Here is a 10,418-nt window from a genome sequence, read left to right as displayed (position 1 = left end):
TAAAATTTTCACTTATTCTTTACTTGCTTCTTCAATTGTTTCTTGTTTATTTTCACCGGTCTTACCACTGGCTTTATCATCAGCAGTTTCTTTCGTTGACTTTTCATTTAACGGTTCCATCCCATTTGCAACACGAACTTTATCCATTAATTCATTCATGCTATCTGGGTGTTCCTTAAGCCACTTTTTAGCATTTTCACGACCTTGCCCAATCCGTTCATTACCATATGAATACCATGCACCGCTCTTGTCAACAAGATCGTTTTCAACTGCCATATCCAGCAATTCACCAGTCTTAGAGATTCCCTCACCATACATAATGTCAACTTCACAACGTTTGAATGGCGGAGCAACCTTATTTTTAACAATCTTTACTTTAGCTTTATTTCCAATAACATCCGTACCATTCTTAATTTGTTCCGCACGACGAATTTCCATCCGGATAGTTGAGTAAAATTTAAGTGCCCGTCCACCAGTTGTTGTTTCAGGGTTACCAAACATCACTCCAACCTTTTCACGGATTTGGTTAATAAAGATAGCAATTGTCTTTGTCTTATTAATTTCACCAGAAAGTTTTCGAAGAGCCTGAGACATCAAACGAGCTTGTAACCCAACATGGGTATCACCCATATCACCATCAATTTCAGCACGAGGAACTAATGCTGCAACTGAATCAACAATTACTAAGTCAACTGCCCCACTGGAAATCAATGCATCAGCAATTTCTAATCCTTCTTCACCACTATCAGGTTGTGAAAGCAATAGGTCATCAATATTAACACCCAAGGCTTCTGCATATTGAGGATCAAGAGCATTTTCAGCATCAATATAGGCTGCTGTTCCGCCTTGACGTTGTACTTCTGCTACTGCATGTAATGCTACAGTAGTCTTACCAGAACTTTCAGGGCCATAAATTTCAACTATCCGACCACGAGGATATCCACCAATTCCAAGTGCCTTGTCAATAGCAAGGGAACCACTAGAAACTGAAGCAACCTTCATATCAGTGGCGTCACCCATTCGCATAATAGAGCCCTTACCGAAGTTCTTTTCGATCTTTCTGATAGCAACATCTAATGCTGCTTTTCGTTGGTCAGCCAATTATTTTTTTAGTTCACGGTAAATTAATTGAAGTCCATACTGAACACTTAATGTACGAATCGCCTGTCTTCCAACATAGGATGCAAGATGTAATTGAACGGTTTTAGTTGGGCGTCCCTTCATTGCTAGTCCAATCCAGACCGTCCCCGCTGGTTGTCCTTCTAACATATCTGGACCTGCCACACCAGTAAAGCCAATCCCAACTTCAACATTTAATTTTCGTCGACACCCTTCTGCCATTGCCGCAGCAGTTTCAGAACTCACTACCCCATACTGGTCAATCGTGTCGTGGGGAATTCCTAATAACTTTTCCTTTGCACTAGCAGCATAAGTAACGAAACCACCATTAAAAACAGTCGAGGCTCCTGGTACGGAACAAATAGTACTTTGGAACATCCCCCCTGTTAAGCTTTCTGCTGCTGTCAATTTCCACCCGCGACTTTTTAATTGTTCAACGATGACTTTAGCAAGTGTAAGGTCATCCCCCACTCCAAAGAAAAATGGTTCTTCAACTGCAAGAATTGCTTTTTGTGCCTGATCAATTTTTTCTTCAGCTTCAATCACTGGTAAGTCACGCACGGTGAGTCGAACCTGAATTGCCGTTGGTTGAACATAAGAAGTAATGCTTATCCCTGGTATATCGTTAGTAGCATCTTCAATTTCATCCATTAATTGTGACTCCGGCCGCCCTAAAAAGTTTAATGTCCGACTGGTAATTTGTTTTCCTGTTTGAAAATATTGCTGGAGTTTAGGAATCAGACTCTTTTCAACCATTGCCTTAAATTCGGCGGGTGGTCCTGGTAAGACAACAACAACTTTACCCTTAGTTTCATACCAACATCCTAGAGCAAGCCCAACAGGATTGGCAAGTGGCTCTCCTCCCCGTGGATACTGGGCTTGACGAATATTCTCTGGTTCCATTTTTATTTGCCGTTGCTCAAATGTTTTTTGAATCCATTTCCAGTGTTCTTCGTCAGTCCACAGCTCTTTCCCTAAGGCTTTGGCAACTGTAGGCATCGTAACATCATCTGCAGTTGGTCCGAGTCCCCCACAAACAAAAACTAATTGAGCACGAATCAAAGCATGATTAATAACCCGCTCTAATCTCTGCGATTGATCGTCAACAGTTGTTTGATAAGTAGCCGGTAAGTCAAGTTGGGTCAGTTTTTTAGCTAAGTACGCGGCATTAGTATTAACTATTTGCCCAAGGACTATTTCAGTTCCTACTGAGATAATTTCTGCATCCATCTATTTAAATCCATCCGAAAAGACGTCGCGTCCCTGAATGAAGTAGTCCACTCCAGAATAAATAGTAAAGAACAAGCAAATATATAACATTATTTGGCCAAATGGAATATTCCAAATAGCAAAAATAACATTATTTAAGAGTAAGAAGATAATTGCAAAAAACTGAGTAGTTGTCTTAATCTTCCCCGGCATTTTAGCAGCTAATACTACCCCGTCTTGTTCCACTAACAATAAACGTAAGCCCGTAACAGACAATTCTCGCCAAATAATGATTGAAGTTACCCATGATGGAACAACACCATTTCCAGTTAAAACGATAAATGCAGTCATGACAAGCAACTTATCAGCAAGCGGATCAGTAAACTTTCCAAAATTAGTTACAAGATGGTGCCGTCGCGCGATTTGTCCATCAAGATTATCAGTAATTGTTGCTGCAATAAATAAAATAGCAGCAATAAGCTGAGCCATCGGGATAGTTGCTCCCCAAAAACTTACAGCTCCCCAACTTTGTAATGGCAGCACCATTAATAATAAGAAAAAGGGAATAATAATTAAACGTATAACAGTTAGTTTATTTGGTAAATTCAATTAACGAGTTGGTTGATTACTTTGTTGACTAGCATTTGTCTGAGGACGACTGTTATTATTAGCAGCAGACGGTTGAGTAGCATTATTAGGACGTGCCGAGGATGACGAAGCTTGGCTTGAGCTATTTGACGGCTGACTTGCTGAACTGCTGCTTGTTTGGGTACGGCCAAAGTTAATCGTTACATTCCGCGTGTTCTGGTAACGGCCATTATTAGTAAAGTCGATTTCTTGATTACCGAGTTTTAATTTTGTTGCCCGGGCATTGCCAACCGTGATTACTAATGAAGTTGTGTCACGACTTATTTTTACACTAGTTTTTTCATTGTTATTCAAAGTTCTATTTAATAAGTCATTATTATTTGCTCTTACTTGCATCCAAGAACGATCACTTGGTTCAATTTGTAGCGTTGTGTCTTTAGTAAGTTGACTTGCTGTGTAAGTAACGCTTGTGTCATTCCGATTAGGTGCTTCTTGAAGCTTGATTGCCGTTGATTTGCTTTGCTTTGTACTTGCCTTTTTAGCAGAGGTAGAGGCCTTCTTACGACTCTCTCCAGAAACAGATACTGAACTATTATCAATCCGTGTAGAAGAATCGCGATGATTGCGAGCAATGGCCGTAATCCAAATCGCTGCCAACACTAAAATAATCACGCAAGCAATAATAATCGTTGGCATGTAGTTACGAACCTTATCTACGCTCCCACTAACAGTTTTTCGTTGGTTTGCACGAGTTTCAACTGCTTGAGCCAAGTGATCGGAATACTCTTCCGTTTTAGTCTGTGGTAATTGATCATCGTATTTTTGCAATAATTCATTACCATCTAAGCCCACTGTATTGGCGTATTGCTTAATGAACGCACGAACATAAAAGTCACCAGGAAGTTCATCAAAATTTTCATCTTCAATCGCGATTAAATACCGCTTTTGAATCTTAGTCATTTGTTGAAGGTCATCAAGGGTATAGCCCTTTTCTTCCCGTGCTTTTCGTAAAATTTTACCGATTTCTAGTCGTTTTTGATCGTTCTCGTTCTCACTCATTTATTGATGTTGCGGAACAACTTGGTATACCGAAATACCTTGCGGAGTAATAAACTCTTTTGCAACTTGATAAAGATCATCAATCGTAATAGTTTCCAAGGTCGCTATCTCATCCATCAAGCTAGCACCAGCAAAGAGGTCTCCAGCATAACGATTAGCAATTGCTTCTGGCGAATCTAATAAGCCAATTAACCGCCCTAGTTCTGCTTTTTTAATTCCCTCAAACCTTGTCCGCGCCGCTTCAATTTGTTGGTCAGCACTTTCAAGAATATCAATAACCTCATCTGCAAAGCGTTCCATCTGATCAGTATCAGAGCTAAAGTACGCAAAGTGAAAGCCCCGTTGCATTTCAAAATTGTAACTAAACGTGTCATCTAATGTTTCATTATTATATAAACGCAAATAATTATCTGAAGTATCGTCAAACAAAACATCTAACAAAAGATCAATTGCTAATTTGTAGTGAAGCCGTTCTTTACCATCATCAAATTGCTTGGTCCCTCGTAAACCTACCATCACTTTGGGACGAACAATATCCATCGTTAATGAACGAAATGGAATTACATCATGAGCAGTTGGATCGTTCAAGCTAAATAACCGTTGGGGTGTCTCTGCGGGAGCAAAAATCTTTTGTTCTTGGTTTTGCTTGATCCATCCCATTGTTTCTTCTGGATCTAAGCGTCCTACAAGGAAAAGGTTCATATTGGTTGGTTGATAGAAAGTCCGGTAACTATCCATCAAAATTTCTGGTGTAATATGACTGATTGATTCAACCGTTCCCGCAATATCAATCCGCATTGGATCTTTAGGGTATAAATTGCCTAAAATACCTAGGTAAAGCCGCCAACTCGGATCATCCTCATACATTTGAATTTCTTGGCCAATAATCCCCTGCTCTTTCTTCACTGTCTCTGCAGTAAAGTAGGGATCTTGAACAAAATCTAATAAAACATCTAAATTCTCATGGAGATTACTAGTGGTCGAAAAAAGATAACTTGTTTGAGTAAAACTAGTAAAGGCATTTGAATCAGCTCCTAGTTTACCAAACAAATCAAAGGCATCATGATCTTTTTTCTCAAACATTTTATGCTCAAGGAAGTGGGCAACCCCGTCCGGAACAGTAATCGCCTCCTTTTGATGGTACGGTATAAAATGATTATCAATGGAGCCAAAATCAGCTGTTAAAATAGCATATGTCTTATGGTAGCCTTCCATTGGTAAGAGCTGGACTTTCAAACCATTTGATAATTGTTCACGATAAATGGACTGGTTAAATTTTTGATAAACTTCTCTATCCATTTATTTCTCACCACTTAATAAATAAACTGCCTGAAGTTTCATTTGTTTAGCAACGCGCATGACGTCAGCTATGGTTACTTTTTTTATTTCAGTAATAAAGTTCTTATCCGATTCATTGACTAATTTGGTAACTAATTGTTGCTCCAAAACATTACTTGCCAAATCATGCCCTGCACGATATTGGTTAATCAAACTATCTTGAACTTCACTTAACGTCTCAGTAGTAAGATCACCATTTTGCAAGGCAGTCAATTGTTCCTGAATCATATTTTGAACTTTTTCTTGATCACTCGCTTGAATTCCCGTTTGAACACTTATAATCCCATTAAATGGAAGGAGCCGGCTAGAGGCATAATAAGCTAAACTAGCTTTTTCACGGACATTCGTAAAAAGTTTTGAATATGGCGTGCCACCAAAAAGCCCATTGAAAACCAAACCAGCATAGTAATCAGCATCATAATAATAGACAGGTAAAGAATATGCCAAATTTAACTTTGCCTGATTTACTTGTTGGTATTCTGTTTTTCTTTGAACTTGATCATACAATGCTTGATGATATAAAGGTGAATTATTAGCAATATCGCGATCTTTAAAAGGCAACTTAGCAATAACTTGCTGAGCACGTATCGGATCAATGTCACCTAACACAAAAATATCAATTTTATCTTCATTAATCATTGAATGATACGTTGAAACTAAACTTTTAGCATTTAAGTTCTCAAGATCAGCAATTTGACCGAAACTAGGAACCTTCATTACAGAATCATTTTGGTAGTACAAGTCCATAAGACGTTGATTAGCCAAAAATTGTTTATCGTCATAAAGCGACTTTATCGCACTTTTTAAATTATTAGATTGAATCCTAAAAGTAGGACCATCAAATTCCCCATCATCGATCAGGGGATGGAAAATGATCTCATTTATTAAGCTACTAATCTTTTCAAATAAATCTTCATCAACAAAGCGATCATTAACAAAACTTGCTCGCAATCGAACAGTATGCAATGTCCCCAGCCGGTTAACATATAAATTAACATAAGCACCATATAAAGATGCCAGTTGACGAGCCAAAGCCGTCTGTGTTGGATAGCGATGCGTGCTGGTCTCTAATAGGTTTGCCAATAAATTTCGTGCAGTAGCATTCGTTGGTGTTTGCGGAGTCGCAAAATCTATTAAGACGTGATTCATCTTAAATTGTTTTGTGGGTATAATGTGCAAGTCCACGCCACGAGCAAGATTAAAATCCACTTATTTAGTGTTATCCGGTCCCAAGTAGTTACTATCTTGACCGAACCATTTTTCATTAAGCTTCCGTAATTCACCATTTTTCTGCAAATTACCTAAGCCTTGATTAATTTTCTTCTTTAAGGTCTTGTCACCTTTTCGCATTCCCACTGCAAAATGTTCCATTGGCAGCTCTTTGCTAATATAAGTGCGATACGAATTACTATTTGGTTGGTGCTTAATATAGTAATTAGCATAAACCTCGTCCATTAAAATTCCTTGAATTCGATTTGCATTTAAATCAATAAATGCATTAGGAAATGTATCATAAAGTACTGGTGTATGGTTCTTTATTTTATCCTTTAATAACTTTGGCTTCTCATCCAAAACGGTTACTCCCGTTGAACCATTCTGCACCCCGAGTGTTTTGCCCGTCATCCCGTTCAGATTTTTAATGTTACTCTTCTTTTTAGTTACTAATATCTGCCGATTCTCTAAATAGTAACGACTAAAGGCAACTTTTTTGGCACGGCTAGGATTAACAGAATACCCATTCCATAACAAGTCAATCGTACCATTTTTTAACTCAGTCTCTTTCATTGACCAATCAATTGGCTGAAAATCAACTTTTATTCCATACTGCTTAAAAACAGCCCGGGCAAGATCAACGTCATAACCAACCAGCTTGCCATTCTTTTGGCGAAAATCCATTGGAACAAAACTGTCATCAAGGCCGACAATTACTCTTTTTCGGCGCTCAATCCGGTTCCATGTATCTTGCGTATCAGCACGCTTTGTTACACTTTCACAGCCACTAAGAAGGAGAACAGGTACTACTAACAAAATAAGTAACCAAATTGCTTTCGCTTTTTTCATCTATTTATTCTGACGTTGATCAAGTGGTTGTACTCGTAAAATATCATCAGCAATATCTTCCGCAAATTCTAAATCGTGAGTAACAATTAATTGAGTCATTCCGTCCTTCTTTAATCCCAAAATAATATTAGCCACATCTTTTCGGAGGTTTGGATCAAGCGCTGATGTTGGTTCATCATAGCACAAAATTTTAGGCTTCATTGCTAATGCACGAGCAATGGCAACCCGTTGCTTTTGTCCACCCGAAAGTTGGTAGGGGTACAATTTTCCTTTGGTATTAAGCCCTAATTCTTCAAGCAGTTTTTGCGCTTCAGCAATTGCTTCTTGTTTATCCTTTTTCAATACCATCATCGGCGCTAACGTGATATTTTCCATTACCGAAAGATTTGGGAAAAGCTTAAAGTCTTGAAAAACCACACCGATTACTCGGTCAGCTGCATCTGTTCCCTGAGGATCAAAGCGACGACCGTTAATGAAAAACTCACCACTATCGGGAGTTTCCAGTCCAGTAATACAACGAAGTAAGGTCGTTTTCCCAGCACCTGATGGACCAACAATACAAAGAATCTCACCATCTTTAACTGTTAAATTAACCCCATCTAAAATTTGCCGATCACCAAAACTCTTTTTTAAATCTCGAACTTCTAACATTTACTTGAAGTATGCATAACATTTTTCAACTTGCCGTAGAATTAATGTACAAATTCCTACAAGGATCAAATAGATTAATCCGACTAACATCAATGGAACAAGTGTGACATCCCGTGAAGTTGCAACGTTTCCTGCTCGAAGTAAATCACCAAGACCAATTACGTAAACTAACGATGAATCTTTTACTAAGTTAATAACTTCATTTCCAATTGATGGAATAACAATTTTTATTACCTGAGGAATGATAATTTTACGAAGGGTTTGCCAGTAGCTTAGGCGTAAAACACGAGCTGCTTCAAACTGACCTTGATCAACAGATTGGAAACCACCACGGAAAATTTCAGCAAAATAAGCTGCATAGTTCAAAATAAAAGCAACTAGGGCGGCATCGTAACGTTCAAAAACAATGCCAATAATTGGTAACCCATAGAATACAAAGATTAGTTGAAGCAGCAAAGGCGTTCCCCGCATTAACCAAACATAAATTTCTAACACCCACTTCAAAGGCTTAATTTTAGAAGTAAGTCCTAAGCTAACCAAAATTCCTAATGGCAGCGATCCAACTAATGTCCAGAAGAAAATCTGTAATGTAAGAGCAGCCCCTTGGAATAATGAAGGTAGAATTTCACTTATATATTGCATTGACATTTAAATTTGATCATCGTCTAATGCCCAGCGATATATTGCGCGAATTGGCCAGAAGAGGACAACAAAATAAATTAAATTCAATGCTAACGTTGGAGCAAGCGTATAAATAAGATAGTCGCCAAAACCAACATTAGTAATATTCACTAAATAATATGCCCAATAATTAAACGTCTCAAAAATGACAATATCAACAAAGAAAATCATAATCATCGAAAGAAATGATGAACTAAAATAACGAGATAAAATTTTAGTTATTTCGACTACTAATGGATACAAGAAAATATACAATCCTAAAATTCCCGAAAAGTATAAATCGTAAACTGCACCAGCAGCAATTGCAAATGGAATTAATGGAATCTCAATATCATCTTGAAAGAAGTACGATAAGACTAACCATAGTAAGACAAGTTCACTCACCATTGAATAGGGATAACTGAAAAATAATGGTGCCCACACATGGCTTAAGGCTCCGTCCAAAAACAGACATACAAATAAGCCAATTGGGAATATATATTTTAAGCGTGATAAACGATACATTCACTCCTGCGAAGCTGCTTCAGCAACTGTAACAATATTAATATCATTAAAGTCCGTTGCTGGAGTAATATAGATTTTCTGGGCGAGGCCATAATCATCTTTACCGACATGCGACACGCGACCAACGTAAAGTCCCTTTGGTGTCACACCACCCATTCCACTGGTTACTACTCGGGTACCCTTTTTTATTTTAGCTTTAGAAGTTACTTGTCCCATTTCAAGCTCGTTATTTCTTGCATTATATCCGGTGATAATCCCGTTAATCACCTTCCCATTTTGACCATTAAGGGTAATTGCAAAACGGTTTGATGATTCACTAGTATCACTCAATAATTCAACTTTACTATTAGTTTTATTTACTTCTGTAATCCGACCAATTAACCCACTACCACTCATAACGGGCATATTCTTCTTAATACCACTAGATTGACCTTTATTAATTACGAGTTGTCGTTGCCATGAAGATGGTGTGCGCATTAACACAGCCGCTGTAACTGTATTATAGTCGGTCATTGAATTATTAAGTTTTAACTGTTGTTTTAATTGTTTATTTTCATGAGCTAAGGTCTGATCACGGACTTTAGTTTGTGCTAATTCAGTTACTTGCTGTTTAAGTTCACGGTTTTCAGAATAAGTATTCATCAACCCATTTATTGAACTTATACTTGTCTGTGCCCAATTTACAGGGAGAGCAACTGCACTATCAACAAAGCCAACAATATCATTTCCAAATTGTTGGATAATCGGTGGTGTATTTCGTCTATTCCGTAAAGAAACAGAACCTGCCATTAGTCCAAAACAGACAACTAGAATTATCACAGCAATAACTAATCGGCGATTGGAAAAAAATTTCTGCATTTACTTTTTCTTCATTACATCAATACTCTTTAATGACTCGCCGGTACCAATAGCAACACAGTCAAGGGGATCATTAGCAATAAATACTGGTACTTTGGTTGCATCTGCAATAACATCTGGTAAATGCTTTAATAATGCGCCCCCACCAGTTAATACAATCCCGTGATCAATAACATCAGCAGCAATTTCTGGGGAAGTTTCTTCAAGTGTTCCTTTAATTGCCGTAATAATACTATCAACAACATCTTGGAGGGCCGTTGAAACATCCTTCGCAGATACTTGCATTGTCTTTGGCAATCCAGTTACAAGATCACGACCGCGAACTTGTGTTGTTCCCATTTCTTCAGCAG

At 38.1% G+C, this 10,418-nt stretch carries 12 protein-coding genes (1 of these 12 only partly in view); all 12 read right to left on the bottom strand.

Annotated elements, in window-relative coordinates; translation table 11 throughout:
- Window positions 1-12: 12 nt before the first annotated feature.
- Tightly spaced (each overlapping or abutting the next), the 12 genes in view from recA to HHK02_RS02465 form a layout consistent with a single transcriptional unit that may run on beyond the window.
- Window positions 13-1,101 (bottom strand): recombinase RecA, encoded by a 1,089-nt coding sequence (gene recA, locus HHK02_RS02520; RefSeq protein ID WP_078009169.1) that lies wholly within the window; start codon window positions 1,099-1,101, stop codon window positions 13-15.
- Window positions 1,102-2,349, bottom strand: coding sequence for a competence/damage-inducible protein A (locus HHK02_RS02515; protein ID WP_181462721.1), 1,248 nt, complete (start codon window positions 2,347-2,349; stop codon window positions 1,102-1,104).
- Window positions 2,350-2,937, bottom strand: coding sequence for a CDP-diacylglycerol--glycerol-3-phosphate 3-phosphatidyltransferase (gene pgsA, locus HHK02_RS02510; RefSeq protein ID WP_181462720.1), 588 nt, complete (start codon window positions 2,935-2,937; stop codon window positions 2,350-2,352).
- Complete coding sequence (locus tag HHK02_RS02505) at window positions 2,938-3,975, bottom strand: helix-turn-helix domain-containing protein (protein WP_078009167.1); 1,038 nt, start codon at window positions 3,973-3,975, stop codon at window positions 2,938-2,940. It abuts the gene before it with no gap.
- Window positions 3,976-5,274: an EF-P 5-aminopentanol modification-associated protein YfmH gene (yfmH, locus tag HHK02_RS02500; protein WP_085719249.1), complete on the bottom strand. Its 1,299-nt coding sequence runs from the start codon at window positions 5,272-5,274 to the stop codon at window positions 3,976-3,978. It lies immediately after the preceding gene.
- Window positions 5,275-6,522: an EF-P 5-aminopentanol modification-associated protein YfmF gene (gene yfmF / locus HHK02_RS02495; RefSeq protein ID WP_181462719.1), complete on the bottom strand. Its 1,248-nt coding sequence runs from the start codon at window positions 6,520-6,522 to the stop codon at window positions 5,275-5,277.
- Window positions 6,523-7,374, bottom strand: a complete 852-nt coding sequence (locus HHK02_RS02490) for an amino acid ABC transporter substrate-binding protein (protein WP_078009164.1) — start codon at window positions 7,372-7,374, stop codon at window positions 6,523-6,525. It abuts the gene before it with no gap.
- Window positions 7,375-8,025 carry an amino acid ABC transporter ATP-binding protein gene (locus HHK02_RS02485; RefSeq protein ID WP_003667608.1) on the bottom strand — a complete coding sequence of 217 codons (651 nt, stop codon included), beginning with the start codon at window positions 8,023-8,025 and terminating at the stop codon, window positions 7,375-7,377. It abuts the gene before it with no gap.
- Window positions 8,026-8,673 carry an amino acid ABC transporter permease gene (locus HHK02_RS02480; RefSeq protein ID WP_003671946.1) on the bottom strand — a complete coding sequence of 216 codons (648 nt, stop codon included), beginning with the start codon at window positions 8,671-8,673 and terminating at the stop codon, window positions 8,026-8,028.
- Window positions 8,674-9,210: a rod shape-determining protein MreD gene (gene mreD / locus HHK02_RS02475; protein WP_003666652.1), complete on the bottom strand. Its 537-nt coding sequence runs from the start codon at window positions 9,208-9,210 to the stop codon at window positions 8,674-8,676. It abuts the gene before it with no gap.
- Complete coding sequence (gene mreC / locus HHK02_RS02470) at window positions 9,211-10,068, bottom strand: rod shape-determining protein MreC (RefSeq protein WP_035160182.1); 858 nt, start codon at window positions 10,066-10,068, stop codon at window positions 9,211-9,213.
- Window positions 10,069-10,418, bottom strand: partial view of a rod shape-determining protein gene (locus tag HHK02_RS02465; protein WP_003666650.1) — the 3' end only. Its footprint extends 652 nt past the window's final position; only the last 350 of its 1,002 coding nucleotides appear in the window; the start codon falls outside the window, past its right edge; its stop codon occupies window positions 10,069-10,071.

The sequence above is a fragment of the Limosilactobacillus reuteri genome (genome assembly GCF_013694365.1).
Taxonomy (GTDB): domain Bacteria; phylum Bacillota; class Bacilli; order Lactobacillales; family Lactobacillaceae; genus Limosilactobacillus; species Limosilactobacillus reuteri_E.
The sequence above is the reverse complement of the archived record's forward strand: the minus strand, read 5'-3'. Positions and strand labels throughout refer to the sequence as shown.

Coding starts and splice junctions, on each gene's coding strand:
- HHK02_RS02505 (WP_078009167.1), bottom strand. CDS start 3,975: ATGAGTGAGAACGAGAACGATCAAAAACGACTAGAAATCGGTAAAATT.
- HHK02_RS02490 (WP_078009164.1), bottom strand. CDS start 7,374: ATGAAAAAAGCGAAAGCAATTTGGTTACTTATTTTGTTAGTAGTACCT.
- mreD (WP_003666652.1), bottom strand. CDS start 9,210: ATGTATCGTTTATCACGCTTAAAATATATATTCCCAATTGGCTTATTT.
- HHK02_RS02480 (WP_003671946.1), bottom strand. CDS start 8,673: ATGTCAATGCAATATATAAGTGAAATTCTACCTTCATTATTCCAAGGG.
- HHK02_RS02485 (WP_003667608.1), bottom strand. CDS start 8,025: ATGTTAGAAGTTCGAGATTTAAAAAAGAGTTTTGGTGATCGGCAAATT.
- yfmH (WP_085719249.1), bottom strand. CDS start 5,274: ATGGATAGAGAAGTTTATCAAAAATTTAACCAGTCCATTTATCGTGAA.
- HHK02_RS02515 (WP_181462721.1), bottom strand. CDS start 2,349: ATGGATGCAGAAATTATCTCAGTAGGAACTGAAATAGTCCTTGGGCAA.
- mreC (WP_035160182.1), bottom strand. CDS start 10,068: ATGCAGAAATTTTTTTCCAATCGCCGATTAGTTATTGCTGTGATAATT.